General features: G+C 71.7%; 16 protein-coding genes and 1 tRNA gene. 11 read left to right on the forward strand and 6 right to left on the reverse strand.

Translation table 11 applies throughout. The annotated features are described in order from the left end of the window. The first annotated feature begins 25 nt into the window (after positions 1 to 25). Both ACFWYM_RS08250 and ACFWYM_RS08255 read left to right on the forward strand, forming a co-directional pair. Positions 26 to 1,951: an AMP-dependent synthetase/ligase gene (locus ACFWYM_RS08250; RefSeq protein WP_384831841.1), complete on the forward strand. Its 1,926-nt coding sequence runs from the start codon at positions 26 to 28 to the stop codon at positions 1,949 to 1,951. After that, entirely contained in the window at positions 1,944 to 3,737 is a 1,794-nt protein-coding gene (locus ACFWYM_RS08255; RefSeq protein ID WP_384831844.1) for a GMC oxidoreductase, read from the forward strand. The genes ACFWYM_RS08250 and ACFWYM_RS08255 overlap by 8 nt, the downstream gene beginning before the upstream one ends. 24 nt (positions 3,738 to 3,761) lie before the next feature. Here the strand turns inward: ACFWYM_RS08255 and ACFWYM_RS08260 are convergent, their stop codons facing one another. Then, a complete protein-coding gene (locus tag ACFWYM_RS08260) occupies positions 3,762 to 4,127 on the reverse strand; it encodes a PH domain-containing protein (protein WP_384831847.1) in 366 nt (121 codons plus the stop codon). A 197-nt stretch (positions 4,128 to 4,324) separates the two neighbouring features. On the opposite strand from ACFWYM_RS08260, the gene ACFWYM_RS08265 reads away from it, so the two are divergent. After that, positions 4,325 to 4,684 (forward strand): hypothetical protein, encoded by a 360-nt coding sequence (locus tag ACFWYM_RS08265; RefSeq protein WP_384831850.1) that lies wholly within the window; start codon positions 4,325 to 4,327, stop codon positions 4,682 to 4,684. A 76-nt stretch (positions 4,685 to 4,760) separates the two neighbouring features. Here the strand turns inward: ACFWYM_RS08265 and ACFWYM_RS08270 are convergent. Beyond that, positions 4,761 to 4,833 (reverse strand) — tRNA-Arg (locus ACFWYM_RS08270). A gap of 316 nt (positions 4,834 to 5,149) precedes the next feature. On the opposite strand from ACFWYM_RS08270, the gene ACFWYM_RS08275 reads away from it, so the two are divergent. The 7 genes from ACFWYM_RS08275 (at position 5,150) to ACFWYM_RS08305 (ending at position 13,976) form a co-directional block, all read left to right on the forward strand. Continuing rightward, complete coding sequence (locus tag ACFWYM_RS08275) at positions 5,150 to 6,784, forward strand: dynamin family protein (RefSeq protein ID WP_384831853.1); 1,635 nt, start codon at positions 5,150 to 5,152, stop codon at positions 6,782 to 6,784. Between the two features lie 245 nt (positions 6,785 to 7,029). After that, positions 7,030 to 8,646: a GTPase gene (locus ACFWYM_RS08280; protein ID WP_384831856.1), complete on the forward strand. Its 1,617-nt coding sequence runs from the start codon at positions 7,030 to 7,032 to the stop codon at positions 8,644 to 8,646. A gap of 142 nt (positions 8,647 to 8,788) precedes the next feature. After that, positions 8,789 to 9,268, forward strand: a complete 480-nt coding sequence (locus ACFWYM_RS08285; RefSeq protein WP_384831859.1) for a single-stranded DNA-binding protein — start codon at positions 8,789 to 8,791, stop codon at positions 9,266 to 9,268. 245 nt (positions 9,269 to 9,513) lie between these two features. Next, a complete protein-coding gene (locus ACFWYM_RS08290; RefSeq protein WP_384831862.1) occupies positions 9,514 to 10,968 on the forward strand; it encodes a Cys-Gln thioester bond-forming surface protein in 1,455 nt (484 codons plus the stop codon). 208 nt (positions 10,969 to 11,176) lie between these two features. Further along, on the forward strand, positions 11,177 to 12,841 hold the full coding sequence (gene ettA / locus ACFWYM_RS08295; RefSeq protein WP_384831866.1) for an energy-dependent translational throttle protein EttA: 1,665 nt from the start codon (positions 11,177 to 11,179) through the stop codon (positions 12,839 to 12,841). Then, entirely contained in the window at positions 12,841 to 13,293 is a 453-nt protein-coding gene (locus ACFWYM_RS08300; RefSeq protein WP_384831869.1) for an acyl-CoA thioesterase, read from the forward strand. Before ettA ends, ACFWYM_RS08300 begins: the two co-directional genes overlap by 1 nt. After that, positions 13,290 to 13,976, forward strand: a complete 687-nt coding sequence (locus ACFWYM_RS08305) for a hypothetical protein (protein ID WP_384831872.1) — start codon at positions 13,290 to 13,292, stop codon at positions 13,974 to 13,976. The genes ACFWYM_RS08300 and ACFWYM_RS08305 overlap by 4 nt, the downstream gene beginning before the upstream one ends. A gap of 81 nt (positions 13,977 to 14,057) precedes the next feature. On the opposite strand, the gene ACFWYM_RS08310 is transcribed toward ACFWYM_RS08305, so the two are convergent. Continuing rightward, positions 14,058 to 14,462 carry a globin gene (locus tag ACFWYM_RS08310; RefSeq protein WP_384831874.1) on the reverse strand — a complete coding sequence of 135 codons (405 nt, stop codon included), beginning with the start codon at positions 14,460 to 14,462 and terminating at the stop codon, positions 14,058 to 14,060. A gap of 144 nt (positions 14,463 to 14,606) precedes the next feature. Here ACFWYM_RS08310 and ACFWYM_RS08315 point away from each other — a divergent pair, with 144 nt between their 5' ends. Continuing rightward, a complete protein-coding gene (locus ACFWYM_RS08315) occupies positions 14,607 to 15,590 on the forward strand; it encodes a methyltransferase domain-containing protein (RefSeq protein WP_384831877.1) in 984 nt (327 codons plus the stop codon). Between the two features lie 20 nt (positions 15,591 to 15,610). On the opposite strand, the gene ACFWYM_RS08320 is transcribed toward ACFWYM_RS08315, so the two are convergent. The 3 genes from ACFWYM_RS08320 to ACFWYM_RS08330 all read right to left on the reverse strand — a co-directional run bounded on the left by ACFWYM_RS08320 (position 15,611) and on the right by ACFWYM_RS08330 (position 20,160). Then, positions 15,611 to 17,119, reverse strand: a complete 1,509-nt coding sequence (locus tag ACFWYM_RS08320) for an FHA domain-containing protein (protein WP_384831880.1) — start codon at positions 17,117 to 17,119, stop codon at positions 15,611 to 15,613. Positions 17,120 to 17,221: 102 nt separating this feature from the next. Continuing rightward, positions 17,222 to 18,574, reverse strand: a complete 1,353-nt coding sequence (locus tag ACFWYM_RS08325; protein WP_384831883.1) for a VWA domain-containing protein — start codon at positions 18,572 to 18,574, stop codon at positions 17,222 to 17,224. 149 nt (positions 18,575 to 18,723) lie between these two features. Further along, on the reverse strand, positions 18,724 to 20,160 hold the full coding sequence (locus ACFWYM_RS08330) for a PP2C family serine/threonine-protein phosphatase (RefSeq protein WP_384831886.1): 1,437 nt from the start codon (positions 20,158 to 20,160) through the stop codon (positions 18,724 to 18,726). Position 20,161: the final 1 nt, after the last annotated feature.

The following is a 20,161-nucleotide window of genomic DNA, read 5'->3' on the forward strand; positions in this document are numbered from 1 at the left end:
ACGCAGCTGGGAGCCGGGAGCCGTCATGGGCGTACGCAAGGACTTGAAGCAGGCACAGCGCCGCAGCGACCTGGCCGACCGCGCCCGGGTCGAACTCATCCGGGACGAGCACGGCACCGTGCGCGAGGTGCACGCCGCCCGCCTCACGCCGAAGGCCACGACGGGCTCGACCGCCGACATCCCCTTCACCAATGCCGCCGAGGACCCGGACGCGGTCGTGCTGCGCCGCAAGGAGCGCGGCGCCTGGCGTCCGGTCACGGCCGCGGCGTTCGCGCGCGAAGTCACCGCCGCCGCCAAGGGCTTGATCGCCGCGGGCCTCGAACCGGGCGGCCGCGTCGCGCTGATGTCCCGCACCCGCTACGAGTGGGCGGTCCTCGACTTCGCGATCTGGGCGGCGGGCGGCCAGACGGTCCCGATCTACGCCACGTCCTCCGCCGAACAGATCGAGTGGATCGTGCGCGACTCGGGCGCCCGCTTCCTCATCGCCGAGACCGCCGAGAACGCGGGCACGGCCGAGACCGCGTTCGCCACCCTCGACGAGGCCGACCGGCCCCGCATCCGGCGCATCGACGAGGGCGCCGTCACCGACCTGGTGGCGCACGGCCGCGACGTGCCGGACGAGGAGGTCACCAAGCGCCGCACCGCCCTCACCCCCGACACGGTCGCCACCATCTGCTACACCTCGGGCACCACGGGCAAGCCCAAGGGCTGCGTCCTCACGCACGGCAACCTGCACGCGGAGGCGGCCAACACGGTCGACCTGCTGCACCCCATCTTCAAGGAGGTCACCGGCCAGACGGCCGCGACGCTCCTCTTCCTCCCGCTCGCCCACATCCTGGGCCGCACGATCCAGATCGCCTGCCTGCTGGCCCGCATCGAGCTCGGCCACTTCCCCAGCATCAAGCCGGACGAACTCCGCCCGGAACTGCGCTCGTTCAAACCGACCTTCCTCGTCGGCGTCCCGTACCTCTTCGAGAAGATCCATGACACGGGCCGTGCGACCGCCGAGAAGATCGGCCGGGGCGCCTCCTTCGACCGGGCCGAGCGCATCGGCGTCCGCTTCGGCGAGGCGTACCTGAACAAGTTCCTCGGCACCGGACCCGGCCCGTCCCTCGGCCTCTATCTCGGCTGGGCGCTCTACGAGCTGCTGGTGTACCGGCGCATCCGCAAGGAGGTCGGCGGCAAGCTGCGCTACGCGATCAGCGGCGGCTCCCCGCTCGACCGCAACCTCAACCTCTTCTTCTACGCGTCCGGGATCATCATCTACGAGGGGTACGGCCTGACGGAGACGAGCGCGGCCGCCACGATCATCCCGCCCCTCAAGCCCCGCCCCGGCACGGTCGGCCTCCCCGTCCCCGGCACCGCCGTGCGCATCGCGGACGACGGCGAGGTCCTCATCAAGGGCGGCATCGTCTTCGGCGCGTACTGGAACAACGAGGCGGCGACGGACGCGGTCCTCACCGACGGCTGGTTCGCGACCGGGGACTTGGGGGCGCTCGACGGCGACGGCTATCTCACCATCACCGGCCGCAAGAAGGACATCATCGTCACGTCGGGCGGCAAGAACGTCTCCCCGGCGGTCCTGGAGGACCGGCTCCGCAGCCGTGCCCCGGTCGGCCAGTGCATGGTGGTCGGCGACAACCGCTCGTACGTGGCCGCACTGATCACCCTCGAACCGGAGGCCGTCGAACACTGGCTGACCGTCCGCAAGCGCCCCAAGGACACCCCGCTCGCCGAGGTGTGCCGCGACCCGAAGATGATCGCGGCGGTCCAGAAGGCGGTGGACTACGCGAACGAGTCGGTCTCGCGCGCGGAGTCGATCCGTAAATTCGTCCTGGTCGAGGGCGAGTTCACGGAGGACAACGGCCTGCTCACCCCGTCCCTGAAGATCAAGCGGCACGCGGTGGCGCGGGCGTACGCGGCGGAGATCGAGGGGCTCTACGGTGAGTGAGACGGCTCCTGGTGAAGGCGCTCCCGATGAGGGTGAAGGCGCTGCCGATGAAGGGGAGTTCGACTACGACGTGATCGTCGTGGGCTCCGGCTTCGGCGGCTCGGTGGCGGCCCTGCGCCTGACGGAGAAGGGCTACCGGGTGGGCGTCCTGGAGGCGGGCCGCCGCTTCACGCGCGAGACGCTGCCGAAGAACTCCTGGGACCTGCGGACGTACTTATGGGCCCCGCGCCTTGGCCTCTACGGCATCCAGCGCATCCATGTGCTGCGCAACGTCATGGTGCTGGCAGGCGCAGGAGTGGGCGGCGGCTCCCTCAACTACGCCAACACCCTCTACGTACCGCCCCCGGCCTTCTTCGAGGACCCCCAATGGTCCGAGATCACCGACTGGCAGAGCGAGTTGGCCCCGTACTACGACCAGGCGCGCCGCATGCTGGGGGTGCGCCAGAACCCCACGACGACGGAGGCGGACGAACACCTGCGTGCGGCGGCGGAGCAGATGGGCGTGGCGGACACGTTCCGCCTGACGCCGGTGGGGGTCTTCTTCGGCGACGGCGCGGACGCGACGGGCGAGTCAACGGCCAAGCCGGGCAAGGAGGTTCCGGACCCCTACTTCGGCGGCGCGGGCCCGCACCGCACGGCCTGCACGGAGTGCGGATCGTGCATGACGGGCTGCACGGTGGGCGCGAAGAACACCCTCACGGAGAACTACCTGTACCTGGCGGAACGGGCCGGGGCGAGGATCCACCCCATGACGACGGTGGTGGGCCTGCGCGAACGCGCGGCGGGGCGGGGCTTCGAGGTGGAGACGGTGCCCACCAACAGGCGCCGCAGAGGCCCCCGTTCGACGCTGCGCGCTCCCCGGGTGATCCTGGCGGCGGGCACCTACGGCACCCAGACGCTCCTCCACCGCATGAAGTCCACCGGGGCCCTGCCCCGCCTCTCACCCCGCCTGGGCACCCTGACACGCACCAACTCGGAATCCCTGGTGGGCGCGGTGACGTTCCCGCGCCGCTACCGCAAGAAGCGCGGCGACGGCCCCCTGGACTTCACCCACGGAGTGGCGATCACGTCCTCGATCCACCCCACCCCCACGACCCACATAGAGAACGTGCGCTACGGCAAGGGCTCCAACCTCATGGCCCTCATCTGTGTCCCCCAGTACCGCAAGAACATCCCCAAACCCCTGGCAGCGGCCCTGGCTTTCGTCTCCCACCCCGTCCTGGTGGCCCGGGTCGCGACGACGTACCGCTGGTCGGAGCGCACGATCATCGGCCTGGTGATGCAGACCCGCGACAACTCCCTCACGACCCGCCTCGGCCGCCGCCGACTCCTCACCGCGGACCAGGGCCACGGCGAACCCAACCCCGTCCACATCCCCGAGGGCTGGGAGACGGCCCGCCTGGTCGCGGACCGCATCAACGGCTTCGCGGGCACCAACGTGGGCGAGCTGACGAACCGCCCCCTGACGGCCCACTTCCTGGGCGGCTGCCCCCTGGGCGCGACCCCCGCCACCGGCGTCCTCGACCCCTACCACCGCCTCCATGGCCACCCCGGCATCTCGGTGGTCGACGGCTCGGCGGTCTCGGCGAACCTGGGCGTCAACCCGTCCCTGACGATCACGGCCCAGGCGGAGCGGGCGATGTCGCTCTGGCCCAACAAGGGCGAGGCCGACCCCCGTCCGGCACCGGACACCCCGTACGCGCGCGTGCGGCCGGTCGCGCCACGGCACCCGACGGTCCCGAAGGGCGCGTACGGGGAACTGAAGCTGCCGGACGTTCCTGGCTGATGACGGGGGGCTCCCTGGTGCCCCCTAGCGAGCCACGAACTGCGTCAGGATGGCCTGCACTTCGTAGATGTCGACACCCTTGGTGAAGGTCTTCTCGATCGGCACGGTGCTGCTGGAGATCCAGATCTTGAGCTCGGCGTCGAGGTCGAAGTGCCCGGCGGTCTCCACCGCGAAGTGCGAGATGCTCTTGTACGGGACGGAGTGGTACTCCACCTTCTTACCGGTGATGCCCTGCTTGTCGATCATGATGAGCCGGCGGTCGGTGAAGAGCATGGTGTCGCGTATCAGCAGGTACGCGGCGTGCACCTGCTCCCCTTGGCCCAGCAGCCGTGCGTACTCCTGCTGCGCGGACATCGGGTCGATGGCGTGCGCGTTCCCGAACAGTGCCATGTCGGTCCCCCTGTGGATGAAGTCGTGGACGGCGTCGATGCCGTCAAGGCCATCAATGCCGTCAATGCCGTCGGTGCCGTGGACATTCGACTGTAACGGACCAGCAAATCAAGCTTGTTGAACGGGTGTGCGATCAGGTAGAGATGCGAGTTCCGCTCGATGCACAAGGCTCGATGCGCACAGTACGGAGCAACTGAATGAAGAAGCGCTTGATCGTCCCCGCGGTCCTGACCGCCGTCGCTCTCCTGGGGGCGGCCCCGGCGGCAACGGCGACCTCCGCGGCCGGCGCCAAGGCGACCGTCGCCGCCGGCGCCCAGGCGAAGGCGTGCAAGGAGCCCATCAAGGCCCCCAACAACGTCAAGATCCACAAGAAGCCGAGCCACAAGGCCACGACGCTGCGCCTCATGTACAAGAACACCAAGGGCTGCTGGCTCGACGGCGTCTCCGGCGGCAAGACCAGCAAGTGCGGCGCCCCCAAGAACTGGGACGGCTGGGGCTACATCTCGTACCGCGGCGTCAAGGGCTACGTGCCCAACATGTGCGTGATCCCGGCCTGATCCCGGCCTGGCGGCACCCCTCGGTCCGCCCGCCGCCGAAGCCGGCAGGCCCCTCCCGAAGGAGAGGCACGGAAAGCGCCCCCGGCAGGACTCGAACCTGCGGCCAAGCGCTTAGAAGGCGCCTGCTCTATCCACTGAGCTACGGGGGCCGGATGGTGGCGGGTGGCCGTGGCGTGGAGCACGGACGTGGGGGGAGATCCGTGACCTTGCCGGGGACAAGGATAGGGCTCCCGGGTCCTTGTCCCTGGTGCTTCGCCTCCCCGACGTGATGTGGAGGTTCAGTGAAGCGGTCCTGATAATCGCAGGCAGGTGCGAATCGCGCACCGCTTTTGGCGTCTCCCGCCCCGGGTGTTGTGCACTCGTTATGCCTGCGCCCCAGTCGCCCCTTCCATTCCATGTGTCCGATCGGCACGCAGGGGCGTCCATATGCTTTAGAAAGCCGTCAAAATTGGGCATTCTTCGCATGTGGTGACCTTGGACGTACGGCCTCAATTGCTCGACGCTCTCTCCGCCCTGCGTGAGCGCGTCGCCGCCGCACGCTTTCCGCTCCCCCTTCCGGGGGCGCCACGCGCGCGTGCCAATCGCGAGGAGCTGCTCGCGCAGCTCGACGACTACTTGGTGCCCCGACTGAAGGCGCCCGAAGCGCCTCTCCTCGCGGTCGTCGGGGGGTCGACGGGGGCGGGCAAGTCCACGCTCGTCAACTCCCTCGTGGGGCGGCAGGTCAGCGAGGCGGGGGTGCTGCGGCCGACGACGCGCACGCCGGTCCTGGTGTGCCACCCGGAGGACCACCACTGGTTCGCCGGACTGCGGGTCCTGCCCGACCTCACGCGCGTGTGGGTGCCCCGTCCGGACGAAGAAGAGGGCGAGAGGGGTGGTTGCCCGAGCGGTGAGTCCGGGGACGGGGACGAGCGGGCCCTGCGGGTCGAGACCGCCGACAGCCTCCCGCGGGGGCTCGCCCTCCTCGACGCCCCGGACGTCGACTCGCTCGTCTCCGAGAACCGGGTGCTCGCCGCCGAGCTGATCTCCGCCGCCGACGTCTGGGTCATGGTCACCACCGCCTCCCGGTACGCCGACGCCGTGCCCTGGCACCTCCTGCGTACCGCCAAGGAGCACGACGCCACCCTCGTCACCGTCCTCGACCGGGTGCCGCACCAGGTGGTGGCCGAGGTGTCGCGGCAGTTCGGGGCCCTCCTCGCCAAGGCGGGGCTCGGGGACGTGCCGCGGTTCACGGTGCCCGAGCTGCCCGAGTCGGCGGGCGGCGGCGGACTCCTGCCGGCCACCGCCGTCGCGCCGCTGCGGGCCTGGCTCACCCACCGGACCCAGGACCCGGGGGCGCGGGAGGACGCCATCGCCCGCACCGCGCGCGGGGTCATCGGCTCCCTGGACGCGCGGATGCCGGAGCTCGCGGGCGCCGTCGCCGCCCAGTACGCGGCCGCGCTGCGGCTGACCTCGGCCGTCGACGAGGCGTACGAGAACGAGCACGCGCGCGTGCGGGGGCGGCTGCAGGCGGGCGCCGTGCTCGCGGGCGACGCCCTGAAGCGGTGGCGCAGCTACCCCCTGGACTGCACGGCGGGCGAGCTCCTGGACGCCGTCGCCGGCAGCCTGGAGGCGCTCCTCCTGTGCGCCGTGACCGCCGCCGACGAGCGCATCGACGAGGCGTGGCGCCGTGAGCCCGCCGCCGGAGTGCCCGGGCTCACCGGCCCCGACCAGGAAGGCGAGAACGCCGAACACCGCATCGGCATGGCCGTACGGAGGTGGCGGCGCGTCCTGGAGGAGTACGCGGAGGAGGAGATCCGCGGGCTCGACCGGGCCGACAAGAACGTCCTGCCCGACTCCGAAGTGGTCGCGGCCCTCCTGGCCACCGCCCTGCTCGGCGGGCGCCGCGCGCGGTCGGCGGGCGAGACCCTCGCCGAGCGGATCGGCGCGCACGGGGCGCTGCGCCTGCGCGACCGGGGCGGGCGGCTGCTCACCGACTACCTGGACAAGGTCCTCGCCACCGAGCGGGAGCGGCGCCTCGCCCCCCTCGATGCCCTCGACGTGAACCCGGAACCGCAGGCCGAGCTGATCGCCGCGCTGTCCGTACTGAAGAAGGAGAGGTGACCGCGGTGACCGCCGTCACGGACCACACCGATCACGCCGACCCGTCGCGGGGCTCCGGAGGGAGCGCCGGAGACTCCGAGAGAGGCGCTGGAGGGGGCGCCGAAGGAGTCGCTGAGGGAATCTCTGAAGGGATCTCTGAACGGATCTCCGAAGGAGCGTGGGACGACGGGCTCATCGCGCGGCGCGTCGCGAGCGGAGCCCGTACGGACCCAGCGACCGCCCCGGGCGCAGGCGGCGACACGGCGGTGACGGCGCCCAAGGGCCCGTACGAAGGGCCCCTGCGCGGCCGCCTCGAAGCGCTGCGCGAACTCGTCGGCCTCTCCAGGACACGCCTCGACGGTCGCACCCTCGCCGAGGCGGGCCGGGTGCTCGACGAGGCCGCCGCCCGGCGCAGGCTCTCCGACCGGCACACCGTCGTCGCCATCGCGGGTGCCACCGGGAGCGGCAAGTCCACGCTGTTCAACTCCCTTGCCGGAGTGATGATTTCGGAGACCGGCGTGCGCAGGCCGACCACCGCGGCACCCATCGGGTGCAGCTGGACGGACGGCGCGGCCGGGCTGCTCGACCGCCTCGGCATCCCCGGGCGGCTGCGCCGCCGCCCCCTGCAGGGGCCCGACGCCGAGGCGCTGCAGGGCCTCGTCCTGATCGACCTGCCCGACCACGACTCGGCGGTGACCGACCACCGCGAGCAGGTGGACCGGATCCTCACCCTCGTCGACGCCGTCATCTGGGTCGTCGACCCCGAGAAGTACGCCGACGCGATGCTGCACGAGCGCTATCTGCGGCCCATGGCGGGCCACGCCGAGGTCACCTTCGTCGTCCTCAACCAGATCGACCGGCTCCCCGGCGACGCCGCCGACCAGGTGCTCGACGATCTGCGGCGGCTGCTCGACGAGGACGGCATCGCCCTCGGGGAGCACGGCGAGCCGGGTGCGACGGTGCTCGCGCTGTCCGCCCTGACGGGGGAGGGCATGGGTGAACTCCGGGACGCGCTCGGGCAGTTCACACAGGAGCGGGGTGCCGCCGCCCGCCGGATCTCCGCCGACGTGGACGCCGCCGCGCAGCGGCTCCGTCCGGTGTACGTGGCGGGGCAGGCGGCGTCGGCGCGGGGCCGGACCGGGCTGAGCGAGCAGGCGCGCGAGGAGTTCGCCGACCGGCTCGCGGACGCGGTGGGCGCGGCGGCCGCGGGGGAGGCGGCGGAGCGTGCCTGGCGCAGGCACGCGAACCGGGCCTGCGGCACGCCGTGGCTGCGGCTGTGGCGGTGGTACGAGGCGCAGCGCGCACCCCACGGCCTGCCGGGACCGGTACTGCGGGCCCCGGTGGACGAGGAGGCCACCGCACGCCAGCGCGTCGAGCACGCGGTGCGCACGGTGGCCGACGAAGCGGCGACGGGGCTGCCCGCGCCGTGGGGGCAGGCCGTGCGGGAGGCGGCGGTGCGCGGCGCCGAGGGGCTGCCGGAGGCGCTGGACGAGCTGGCCGTGACGGCGGGCCTCCCGGCCGGGCGGCCGCCGCGGCCCGGCTGGTGGCCGGTCGCGGTGCTCGCGCAGGCGGCGATGACGCTGCTCCAAGTCATCGGCGGGCTCTGGCTGGTGGCGCAGATCGTCGGGGTCTCCGCGCCGAACCTGGGCGTGCCGGTGCTGCTGATGCTGGCGGGGATCGTCGGCGGTCCGTGCGTGGAGTGGGCGAGCCGGATGGCGGCGAGAGGGCCGGCCCGGCGGTACGGGCTCGACGCGGAGCGCCGGTTGCGGGAGGCGGCGGCCGGGTGCGGCAGGGCGCGGGTGCTCGATCCGGTGGCGGCGGAGCTGCTGCGGTACCGCGAGGTGCGGGAGCAGTACGTGCGGGTCACCACCCCGTGTGGGTGACGGGGATGTCCACAACTGGCAGGTAGGGCACAGGGCTCAGCGGGCCCGTTCCGTCCGGGGCAATCTGAATGCGCGGTCGCGACCGGACGGGACGGGCCCGCCGGTGTGCGGCGGCCGCGGATGGACGGGGGAGTGGTTCGGGATGAACGAGACCTTGGTGACGGTGGTGGGGAATGTCGCGACGACCCCGGTTTTCCGGGAGTTGCCCTCCGGCCCGGTGACGCGGTTCCGGATCGCGGTGACGGCACGGCACTTCGACCGCGAGCAGCAGACGTGGGCGGACGGGCACACCAACTTCTTCACGGTGTGCGCCTGGCGCGGGCTCGCGTTGAACGTGCAGGGGTCGGTCGCGGTCGGTGAACCGGTCATCGTGCGGGGGAAGTTGAGGGTGCGCAGCGAGGAGCGCGGCGGACAGCACTTCATGTCGGCGGACATCGACGCGGTGGCGATCGGCCACGATCTGGCGCGTGGCACCTCGGCGTTCCGGCGCGTGTACAACCGGGCGGAACCGGACCGGGCGGAGCGAAAGCAGCAGGAGCAGCCGGAACAGTCGGAGCGGCCGGAGCAGGACGTGCCGGAGTGGGAGAAGGCTCCCGATACCGCACCGGCTGCCGTGGGGTGACGAATCGTCAGCACTCCGGACTCCGCCACACATGATCACAGATGGCCCACATCCGGAAGCATTGATTTGTCGATAACCCCAGCTCAAAAAGGGTGTCCCCGATAACGATTCCGAGTCGGATCGGTTATCCAAAGGTATGACTGGGGAGCGTGGTGCGCCGCGTCTCTAGGATGCCGGGCGTAGCGCAAGAGGCAGTTGCTCAGTCATGCCTGCTCATGTGAATCGGCTGCGGGACCACACCCCCCATGTGCAAGAGGTCCCGCCCGGAGGGGAATTCAGTGTTTTCTGCGTTGTCCATACGTAGTCGGGGTGCTGTCCGCCTGGCGGCGGCGACCGTGGTGTCGGGCTTCGTCGCGGCGGGCGCGATAGCCGTCGCGGGTCCGGCCGCGGCGGAGGAGGCTCCGCAGCACAGAGGTGGCGCGACCGCGACCCTGGGCGGGCTGCAGACGTACGACCAGGCGGTCATCAAGGACGAGGGCGGCAGCCGTCAGGTCCCGGCCGGGCTCTTCGAGATGTCCGTGGAGGACGGCGGCACGCTGCAGACGTACTGCATCGACATCCACAACCCCACGCAGAAGGACGCGAAGTACCAGGAGACCCCCTGGAGCGGCACGTCCCTGAGCGCCAACAGGAACGCGGGCAAGATCCGCTGGATCCTCCAGCACTCCTACCCGCAGGTGAACGACCTCGCGGAGCTCGCCAGGAAGGCGGGCGCGCGGTCCCTGACCGAGAAGTCGGCGGCGGCCGGCACACAGGTGGCGATCTGGCGCTACTCGGACGACGCCAAGGTCGAGGCGCTCGACCCGCAGGCCGAGAAGCTCGCGGACTATCTGCAGCGCAGCGCCCGTGGCGGCGCGGAGCCCAAGGCGTCCCTCACCCTCGACCCGCCCGCCCTCTCCGGGCGCGCGGGCGAGCGGATCGGCCCCGTCACCGTGCGGACCGACGCGGAGAGCGTGAGCGTGGCCCAGCCCGCCGACTCGGCGGCGACCGGCGTGAAGGTCGTCGGCAAGGACGGCAAGCCCGCGAAGTCCGCGGCCAACGGCAGCAAGCTCTACTTCGACGTCCCCAAGGACGCGACGGACGGCTCTGCCGCGCTCGCCGTGCAGGCGTCCACCACGATCCCGGTCGGCCGGGCCTTCACCTCCGAGACCCACAGCCAGACCCAGATCCTCGCGGGCTCCAGCGAGTCCACGGTCTCGGCCACGGCGACCGCGAACTGGGCCAAGAAGGGCGCCGTCCCCGCGCTCTCGGCGGAGAAGAACTGCGCCAAGGGCGGCGTGGACATCACGGCGAGCAACAAGGGGGACGAGCCGTTCACGTTCCGCCTCATGGGCTTCAAGCACACCATCGAGGCCGGCGCGTCCCGGACGGTCACGATCCCCCTCCAGGAAGACCAGCCCTACGACTTCACGATCAAGGGACCGAACGGCTTCGAGAAGCGCTTCAAGGGCGTCCTCGACTGCCGCACGGCGGGCAGCACCGTGGGCAACAAGGCCCAGCCCGCCTCCGAGCCGAGCCCCGCGTCGGCCGGCGGCGCCTCCGGGGGCGGCGGCGACCTGGCCGAGACGGGCGGTTCGAACGCGACCCCGATGATCGCGGGCATAGCGATCGTCCTGGTCGTCCTCGGCGGCGCGACGGTCCTCGTCCTCCGCAAGAAGAAGGACCCCACGCAGTCGCCCTCCACATCCACGGAGGACTGAGCGGCTCCACGCGGACGTGGACGCGGACGTGGACGCGCACGGAGCGTGACGTGCACAGCGCGTAGGCGTGCACGGAACGTAGTCGCGCGGCCACGGCGGCCGCCGTACGGCCGGGCCCCGGAGCGAAGCTATCCGGTTTCCTCCGGGGCCTGGCCGTACGGCAAGATGGGGTGTATCTGCCCACACACTGATTGCCGGACGGTTTCTCTTGGCTGAGTTCATCTACACCATGCGCAAGGCGCGCAAGGCGCACGGCGACAAGGTGATCCTCGACGATGTCACCTTGAACTTCCTGCCCGGCGCGAAGATCGGTGTCGTGGGTCCGAACGGTGCCGGTAAGTCGACGGTCCTGAAGATCATGGCAGGCGTCGAGCACGCGTCGAACGGTGACGCGTTCCTCTCGCCCGGTTACAGCGTCGGCATCCTCATGCAGGAGCCCGAGCTGGACGAGACGAAGACCGTGCTGGAGAACGTCCAGGACGGCGCCGCCGAGATCATGGGCAAGCTCAAGCGCTTCAATGAAGTCGCCGAGCTCATGGCCACCGACTACTCGGACGAGCTCATGGAGGAGATGGGCAAGCTCCAGGAGGACCTGGACCACGCCAACGCGTGGGACCTCGACGGTCAGCTGGAGCAGGCCATGGACGCCCTGGGCTGCCCGCCCGGCGACTGGCCCGTCACCAACCTCTCCGGTGGTGAGAAGCGTCGCGTCGCGCTGTGCCGGCTGCTGATCGAGGCCCCGGACCTGCTGCTCCTCGACGAGCCCACCAACCACCTCGACGCCGAGTCCGTGAACTGGCTGGAGCAGCACCTCGCCCAGTACGCGGGCACCGTCGTGGCCATCACCCACGACCGGTACTTCCTCGACAACGTCGCCGAGTGGATTCTTGAGCTCGACCGCGGTCGCGCCATCCCCTACGAGGGCAACTACTCGACGTACCTGCAGAAGAAGTCCGAGCGCCTCAAGGTCGAGGGCAAGAAGGACGAGAAGCGGCAGAAGCGGCTCAAGGAAGAGCTCGAGTGGGTCCGCTCCAACGCCAAGGGGCGCCAGACCAAGTCCAAGTCGCGTCTGGCCCGCTACGAGGAGATGGCGGCCGAGGCCGAGAAGATGCGGAAGCTGGACTTCGAGGAGATCCAGATCCCGCCGGGCCCGCGCCTGGGCAGCATCGTCGTCGAGGTCAACAACCTCAGCAAGGCGTTCGGCGACAAGGTCCTTGTCGATGATCTGAGCTTCACGCTGCCGCGCAACGGCATCGTGGGTGTCATCGGCCCGAACGGTGCCGGTAAGACCACGCTGTTCAAGATGATCCAGGGCCTGGAGACGCCGGACTCCGGCTCCATCAAGGTCGGCGACACCGTCAAGATCTCCTACGTCGACCAGAACCGCTCCAACATCGACCCGAAGAAGACCCTTTGGGCCGTCGTCAGCGATGAGCTCGACTACATCAACGTCGGGCAGGTCGAGATGCCGTCGCGGGCCTACGTGTCCGCCTTCGGCTTCAAGGGCCCGGACCAGCAGAAGCCCGCGGGCGTCCTGTCCGGTGGTGAGCGCAACCGCCTCAACCTGGCGCTGACCCTCAAGCAGGGCGGCAACCTGCTGCTCCTCGACGAGCCGACCAACGACCTCGACGTCGAGACCCTGTCCAGCTTGGAGAACGCGCTTCTTGAGTTCCCCGGCTGCGCCGTGGTCGTCTCCCACGACCGGTGGTTCCTGGACCGGGTCGCCACACACATCCTCGCCTACGAGGGTGACTCCAAGTGGTTCTGGTTCGAGGGCAACTTCGAGTCGTACGAGAAGAACAAGATCGAGCGGCTCGGTCCGGACGCGGCTCGTCCGCACCGCGCCACGTACAAGAAGCTGACCCGCGGCTGATGACTCGCCACTATTACGAGTGCCCGCTGCGGTGGTCGGACATGGATGCCTTCGGGCACGTCAACAACGCCGTCTTCCTCAAGTACTTGGAAGAGGCGCGGATCGACTTCATGTTCCGGCTGAAGCCCGCGGACGATGACGGACCCTCCTTCGCGGGCGGGTCCGTCGTGGCCCGCCACGAGATCGACTACCTGCGGCCGCTGGTGCACCGGCACGCCCCGGTGACCGTCGAGTCATGGGTCACGAAGATCGGCGCGGCCTCGCTCACCATCTCGTACGAGGTGAAGGACGAGGAGCAGGTGTACGTGCGGGCCTCGACCGTCGTCGTGCCCTACGACCTCCGGGCGCAGCGGCCGCGGCGGATCACCGCCGAGGAGCGTGCCGTGCTCGAGGGCTACATGGACGACGCGGACGATGAGCGCGACGGGGGCTCGGGGGCGCTCGCCGCATGAGCGGGCGGCTGCACTTCGCGGATGCCGGGGAGGCGGCGGACCTCGCCGCCTTCCTGGCACGCCTCATCCACTACGACAAGGCCGCCGCGGTGCGGCTGCAGGTGCACGGGGACGCGGTCGCCGTGTTCGGGCGGCCGCCGTCGTTCGAGGTGCTCGCGATCCGTACGGCGCGGCTGGCGAAGCCGTACGAATACGGGCTCGAGACCTCGCTCGACGTCACCGTCTCCGCCGGTGAACTCCTGGAGTCCGTGGGGGAGTCGGCGGATGCCGTCGAGACGGCCGGGACGGCCGTGGTGCCCGGCGCCGTCACCGGGCCGCCCTGGGCCGGGGTGCTGCCGCCTCGGGGTGGGTGGCAGCAGGAGCCCGGGCTGCCGGGGATGGTGGCTCTGCGGGGCATGGTCGCCGGTGCCGTGCGTGAATTCCGGGGCCGGGTGGAGGAGTTGGCGCCCGAGCTGAGGGTTCGGGCTGAACTCGACCGGGTGGGGCGGGAGATCTGGTCGCGGCCCGTGGGGGACACGGGGCTGCCCGTGCGGGCGGCTCATGCGGCGCAGTCCCTTGGGTTCCTGCGCGGGGAGTCGGTCGACCTGCTGTCGGCGGGGAACTGGCTGCGATTGCGCACCCCGTACGGCTCTACTGCCGTACGTGGGGCGGGACTTGGGCCGTTGTCGGTGGCCCCTGTTTGAGGCGTTGCCCGGCGACGGGGTGCCTATCTGTGGGACGGGAGCCGCCCTGCGGCACGACTGACCGCAACGGCAAGGTCGCTGTCAGCCTTCCGAGTTGACCATCGAGGCCGCCGCGTACGTCAGATAGTTCCAGAGGGTCTGCTCCTGGTCCGGGGTGAGGTCCAGGGCGTCCACCGCCGCGCGCATGTGCTTCAGCCAGGCGTCGTGGGCCGCGCGGTCGACCGTGAAGGGGGCGTGGCGCATGCGCAGGCGCGGGTGGCCGCGGTTGTCGCTGTAGGTGCGGGGGCCGCCCCAGTACTGCATCAGGAACAGGGCGAGGCGCTCCTCGGCGGGGCCGAGGTCCTCCTCCGGGTACATGGGACGCAGGAGCGGGTCCTGTGCGACTCCCTCGTAGAAGTGGTGCACCAGGCGCCGGAAGGTCTCCTCGCCACCGACCTGTTCGTAGAAGGTCTGCTCCTGAAGCGTGCCGCGCGGGATCTCATTCACCCTTCCATGGTCTCAGACGGGGTGGACGAGGACCGAAGGCTTAGGTCCCCTCGCCGTCCCCTCGCCGTCCCCCGGCTTCTCCCGCCGCCTCCCGGCTTCTCCCTGCCACTCGCCTCAGGCGCCGTCGCGCAGCACAGTAGACGTATGGGCACGCATGCAGGTCCCGCCGCCGACCCCGCCGTCCTCGCTCGCGCCGCTCTCGTTCGGGAGATCGGGGCCAGTGGGGCGTGGGACGACGATCCGGCCTGGCGGGAGGCGTTCGAGGCCGTGCCCCGGCAGCTCTTCGTGCCCTACTACTACGTGAGCGCCGGGGGCGGGTACGAGCGGCTCTGGGGGGAGGACCCCGACCCCGGCAGGCGGGAGCGGTGGCTGCGCGGTGCCTACGCGGACGCGCCGCTCGCCACCCGGGTACGGGACGGGGAGCTGCTCTCGTCCAGCAGCCAGCCCTCGCTCATGGCGAAGATGCTCGCCGAGCTCGCGGTGGGGGAGGTCGACGGGGACAGCTGCGACGTGCTGGAGATCGGGGCCGGGACCGGGTACAACGCCGCGCTGCTCGCGCACCGGCTCGGGGACGCGCACGTCACGACCGTGGATCTCGACCCGGAGATCACGGAGTCGGCGCGCAGACACCTCACGGCGGCCGGGTACCACCCGGCGGTCGTGACCGGGGACGGGGCCGCGGGCTGTGCCGAGCGGGCGCCCTACGACCGGATCATCGCGACCTGCACCCTGACGTCGCTGCCGCGGCCCTGGCTCGCCCAGTGCCGGCCCGGCGCCCGTATTCTCGCGCCGCTCGCGACGGGGCTGATCTCCGTGGAGGTGCGGGACGCCGAGCACGCCGAGGGGCGGTTCCTGCACACGCCCGCGTACTTCGTGCCGCTGCGGGGCGGCGGCGACAGGGCCCCGCGCGAGCAGCACATCGGGGGGCTGCCGCGCCGGGCCCTGCAGAACGAACTCTTCCGCTTTCTGCTCGAACTGACCGCGGGGAGCCTCGATCCGCACGAGGCGCTCGCGCTGTGGCAGCGCGAGGGGCGGCCGAACCGCGAACGGTTCGGCGTCACGGTCAGCGGCCCGTACGCGTGGGCCTGGCTGGACGACCCCGAGGGGCCGTACGTCTGGCCCCTCTGAGTCGCCCCACCGGCGTCAGGTCAGTCGCGGCGGATCGTGATCGTCGTCCAGGCGCCCACGTGCACCTGGTCGCCGTCCTGGAGCGGGATCGGGACGAAGGGCTGGATGGGCTCCTCGCCGTTGTTGACCGTCGTGCCGTTCGTCGAGTTCTGGTCGACGACCGCCCAACTGCCGTCCGGCTGCTGGACCAGGACCGCGTGCTGGTGCGAGACGCCCGGGTCCTCCGGGGGCACCGACAGGTCGATGTCCGGGGTGTCACCCGTGGAGTGGCGGCGGCGGCCGATCGTGATCTGGTTCCCGGCGAGCTGGCGCTGCTGCTCCGGCGAGTACGCGGGCAGGTTCAGGCCCGATGCCTCCGGGCCGCTGCGCTGCATCATCGCCATGAAGTACTCGCGGTCGGGGCCGATCGTCGCCGACCAGGTGCCGGGGCCGTGGTTCGTGGCCGGGCCGCTGGGCACGCCCTGGACGCTCGGGCCGCCGGGGCCGCCCGGGGTGCCGGGGGCCGCGCCCGGGAAGCCCTGCGGGGCGTGGGGCTGCTGACCCTGCGGCTGGCCCCAGTCGTCGGGACCGGGAGCCGTGCCGGGACCACCCGGGCCACCCGGACCCGGAGCGCCCGGACCAGGACCGCCCGGACCGGTGACCGGCGCCGACGGCGGAGAGATCACCCAGTCGTCGCCACCACCGCCGAAGGACGGGCCCGACGGGGGCGGCGGGCCCTGCGGGGCGCCGCCCTCCTGCGGGAAGGCGGGTGCGGGCGGGCCCTGGTGGTACGCCTGCGGGGCGCCCGGCGGATTCGGGCCGGGCTGGTTCTGACCGGGCGGCGGGGTGCCGTTGCCCGCGCCGTTGCCGTACGGCGGGATCGGCTCAGCCGGGCGGTTCATCTGCGAGGGGCGCGAGCCCTGGTACTCGAAGGGGTCCTGACCGGGCTGCGGGCCACCAGGGCCGCCGGGCCCGCCGGGGCCACCTGGGCCGGGGGCACCGTGACCGCCCGGTCCGCCCGGACCACCCGGTCCGCCACCCATCGGCGGCGGAGGCGGCTGCTGCTGGAACTGCTGCGCGGGGCTGGGCCCGGGCGTCGGCAGCGGCGGGTTGGGGGCGGCGGGGGTGTACGACGTCGCCGTGTTCGTGAGGAAGTTCCAGCGGCACTCCTCGCAGAACGGGGCGTTCGCCTCGCGCGGGGTGCGGCACTGGGGGCAGAGCTCGGGCTCGGGCGCGAGGTCCGGCACGGCGGACAGATGCGAACGGCCGGGGCCGCCAGGACCACCGGGACCGTCGAAACCACCGGGGCCACCGGGGCCGCCAGGACCACCGGGACCGTCGAAACCACCGGGACCCGGCTGACCCGCGCCCGGAGGCGGCGGCGGGTAGCCGTAGCCCTGGTCCGCGCCCGGGGGCGGCGGCGGGTAGCCGTAACCCTGGGCGGGGGGCGGCGGGGGCGGGGGCGGAGGTACGGCACCGGCCATGCGGTGACCGCAGACCTCGCACCAGTCGTCGGAACCCGACTGGTGTCCGTTCGGGCAGGTCGGCATGTCGGCGCTTCCCCCTCTCTTCTCCGGCCCGAGGGGCCGTGTTCTCGCTGGGTGGTGCAGGAAGTGTGGCTGCTTCTGGCGGCCGCTTCCGGCTGCTGCTGGCTACTTCTTCACGCGAACGGTCTTCGTGGACCGGGTCTCGAGCGTCATCTCGTCGGCCTCGGCGACCTTCGCCTTCAATCGAACAGTACCTGCCGCGGCATCCACGACGTCCACCACCTTCGAAAGCAGTTTCGCGGTATCCGCGTTCCCCGAGGCGCTGGCGAGCTGAACTGCCCGGCCCAGCTTGGCCGTTGCACCGTCCATGTCGCCCGATTTGCGGGCGTCCAGACCCTGCTGGATGACTTGTGCCAGTTCCGCCTGGCCCGTGTAGTGCGCGACCTGCGGATTGATGGAGGTGGAGGCCGCCATGTCGTCCGTCCACACCGCCCGTACGAGGCCCTGGGAGAGCGTCTGCACGGTCCCGTCGCCCTGCGGGATCACCAGCGAGACCCGGGCCGCCAGCATCTCCTGGCCGAGCTCGGCCCCGGGCACCCGTACACAGATGTGGTAGTCACGGGACTCGTCGCCCCAGGAACCGGTGGGATAGTCCCCGGCGCGCGGCCCCGCCTCGGTGCGCCGGTCGGTCAACTCCTCGACGGTGGGTGCCACTTGCTTCACGAACTGGATCTCCACGCCCATCGGCGTCCACAGCCGGAGCGCCACGTCGGCGACCTCCTTGCCCATGGCCGTCTCCATCATCTGCGTGAAGTCGGCGGAGAGCCCGGCCGGGTCGGCAACGATGTCGGCGGTGCCGAGCAGCGCCGAGGCGATGCCTGTGACTTCCTTCACTTCCCAGTCCGTGCCGACGCCCCGGGCGTCACACGTGAAGCGTCCGGCGCAGGAGTCCAGGGCGGCCCTGAGGTCCTCGGGCGACTCGTGTTCGTTGCGGCCGTCGGTGAGCAGGATGCCGTGGCGCACCGAGGACGTGGGAACGTCGTCCGAGTTGAGCAGGCGGTCGGCCAGGCGCAGCCAGGTGCCGATCGCCGTGCCGCCGCCCGCGCTGAGCTTGCGCAGCGCCTGCTTGGCCTGCTCGCGGGTCTGGGCGTCGGCCACCGCGAGCCGGCCGCCGCCGGGGTAGACCTCCTTGGCGACGTGGGTGCCGCCGATCACGGCGAAGCGCACACCGTCGCGCACGGCGTCGATCGCGGCGGCCGTGGCGTCCCGGGCGCCCCGCATCTTCGTCGGCGGGTAGTCCATCGAGCCGGAGCAGTCGACCATGATCGCGACTGCGGCGTCCGGTGCCTGGCCCGCCGAGTAGAGGTGCGGCGCGGAGACCGCGGTGCCGATGGTGCCGCCACCGGTCGCGGTGACCGTGGCGATCGCGTTGACGTCGCGGCCGCCGTCCGGCAGGAACTCGTTCTGGTACACGTCGACCGTGAACTGGGGCACGGTGGACTTGCTGAAATTGGCCATGGATGCTGCTCCCCCTCAGGCTTCTCCCACGGCACGTGGGTGATCAAGTGCGGGTGTACGGCGGCCCGTTGCCCGTGGGGACCCTGATGTCCCCGTGGACGGAGTCCCGCCGAGCGGTGCTGCCCCCTGTGGTGCTACCCCCTGTGGTGCTAGGCCGATCCTGCCCCTTGTGGCGCCACGGAGAACGGGAGCACCGCCACTGTTACGTTGTCGTGGCCGCCGCCGTCCAGGGCGTGGCCGACGAGGACCTGGGCGCTGTGCAGCGGACGGACCGCGGCGTCGCCGGGCACGGCCTGCGCCATCTCCTCGGCCGCCTCCGCGTAGTTCCACAGTCCGTCGGTGCATACGACCACTACACCCGGCCGGTCCGGTTTGAAGGAAGCGGTGTGCGGCTCCAGTTCGTACGCGTCCGCGCCGAGCCAGCCCGTGATGGCGTGGGCGCGCTCGTCCGCGTACGCCTCCGCCTCGCTCATCAGCCCGGCGGCCACCATCTGCGCGGCCCACGAGTCGTCCTCGGTGAGCCGGACGGTGGGGCCGGTGCGGTCGTCGGGGATCCAGTAGGCGCGGCTGTCGCCGACCCAGCCGACGACCAGGAGCTCACCCGCGACGACGCCGCCGACGAGGGTGCACGCCGGGGCGTTCTGGTGCGGGGAGTGCTCGCGGGCCGAAGCGGGTTCCAGGGCAAGGGCGTTGACGGCGTCCGACGCCGCCAGGATCGCGTCGTGCATGGCCTGCTGCGGGTGGATGCCGCGCGGCAGGGCCTCCTGGAGCGACTCGTTGGCGGCCCGGGACGCGGCGAGGGACGCCTCGTCGGGGCGGGTCGCCGAGGAGACGCCGTCGCAGACGATCGCGACGACGGCCGGAGCGCCGCCCGGCAGCGCGGCCGAGGAGATCGCGAACGCGTCCTCGTTCCGGTGGTGGCGCAGACCGCGGTCGCTCACCGCGGCGACCTGGTCCAGCTCCTGCTCCATGTGGTCGCGCTCGCGCGGCTGGGCGTGGCCGCAGTTCTCGCAGTAGCCGTCCGGGTCGACGCGGCCGGAGCGGCAGGCGACGCAGAGCTTGGTGCCCGCGGCGGGTGTGGCGTCGGGCGCGGTGGTACGGGGGTCGGCGGGCGCCGCGGGCTCGGGCGCGGGTGCGGGTGCGGGCATGGGGGTGCCCGGAGTCGCCGCCGCGGCCGCGTCATCCCGGCTGTCCCGGTTGTCCCGGCCGTCCGGGCCGCCGTCGGGGGCGGGCAGCGGGTACTCGTCCGGCTCGTCGGTCCGGACCTCGCCCGGCTCCCGTCCCGGCCCTCGTACGGCAGCAGCCTCCGCCGACAGTTCATGGCCGCCCGAGTCCGTGCCCGGCAGGTCCGTGGGCAGATGCGTCGGGACGGGCACGTCGGAGCTGTCCACGTCAGGGGCGACGGGCCAGCCGGCGTCGGGGGCGGGGGATTCCGCCCGTGCGCCGTTGATCGCGATCGTGGGGCGGTCGTCCGGCGGTTCCGGGACCGCCGACAGGTCGTACCCGCAGGCGCCACAGAACAGGTCGCCGGACTCCAGCGGCTCCTCGCAGCTGGGGCAGGCCGACAGTTGGTGCATCTGCGCCATC

The sequence above is a fragment of the Streptomyces sp. NPDC059009 genome (genome assembly GCF_042740175.1).
GTDB lineage: Bacteria > Actinomycetota > Actinomycetes > Streptomycetales > Streptomycetaceae > Streptomyces.

Excerpts from the sequence above, each read along its gene's own strand:
- ACFWYM_RS08250 (WP_384831841.1), top strand. The coding sequence starts at position 26 with ATGGGCGTACGCAAGGACTTGAAGCAGGCACAGCGCCGCAGCGACCTG.
- ACFWYM_RS08320 (WP_384831880.1), bottom strand. The coding sequence starts at position 17,119 with ATGCCGACCTGCCCGAACGGACACCAGTCGGGTTCCGACGACTGGTGC.
- ACFWYM_RS08290 (WP_384831862.1), top strand. The coding sequence starts at position 9,514 with ATGTGCAAGAGGTCCCGCCCGGAGGGGAATTCAGTGTTTTCTGCGTTG.
- ACFWYM_RS08305 (WP_384831872.1), top strand. The coding sequence starts at position 13,290 with ATGAGCGGGCGGCTGCACTTCGCGGATGCCGGGGAGGCGGCGGACCTC.
- ACFWYM_RS08300 (WP_384831869.1), top strand. The coding sequence starts at position 12,841 with ATGACTCGCCACTATTACGAGTGCCCGCTGCGGTGGTCGGACATGGAT.
- ACFWYM_RS08315 (WP_384831877.1), top strand. The coding sequence starts at position 14,607 with ATGGGCACGCATGCAGGTCCCGCCGCCGACCCCGCCGTCCTCGCTCGC.
- ACFWYM_RS08330 (WP_384831886.1), bottom strand. The coding sequence starts at position 20,160 with ATGGCGCAGATGCACCAACTGTCGGCCTGCCCCAGCTGCGAGGAGCCG.
- ACFWYM_RS08260 (WP_384831847.1), bottom strand. The coding sequence starts at position 4,127 with ATGGCACTGTTCGGGAACGCGCACGCCATCGACCCGATGTCCGCGCAG.
- ACFWYM_RS08325 (WP_384831883.1), bottom strand. The coding sequence starts at position 18,574 with ATGGCCAATTTCAGCAAGTCCACCGTGCCCCAGTTCACGGTCGACGTG.
- ACFWYM_RS08285 (WP_384831859.1), top strand. The coding sequence starts at position 8,789 with ATGAACGAGACCTTGGTGACGGTGGTGGGGAATGTCGCGACGACCCCG.
- ACFWYM_RS08265 (WP_384831850.1), top strand. The coding sequence starts at position 4,325 with ATGAAGAAGCGCTTGATCGTCCCCGCGGTCCTGACCGCCGTCGCTCTC.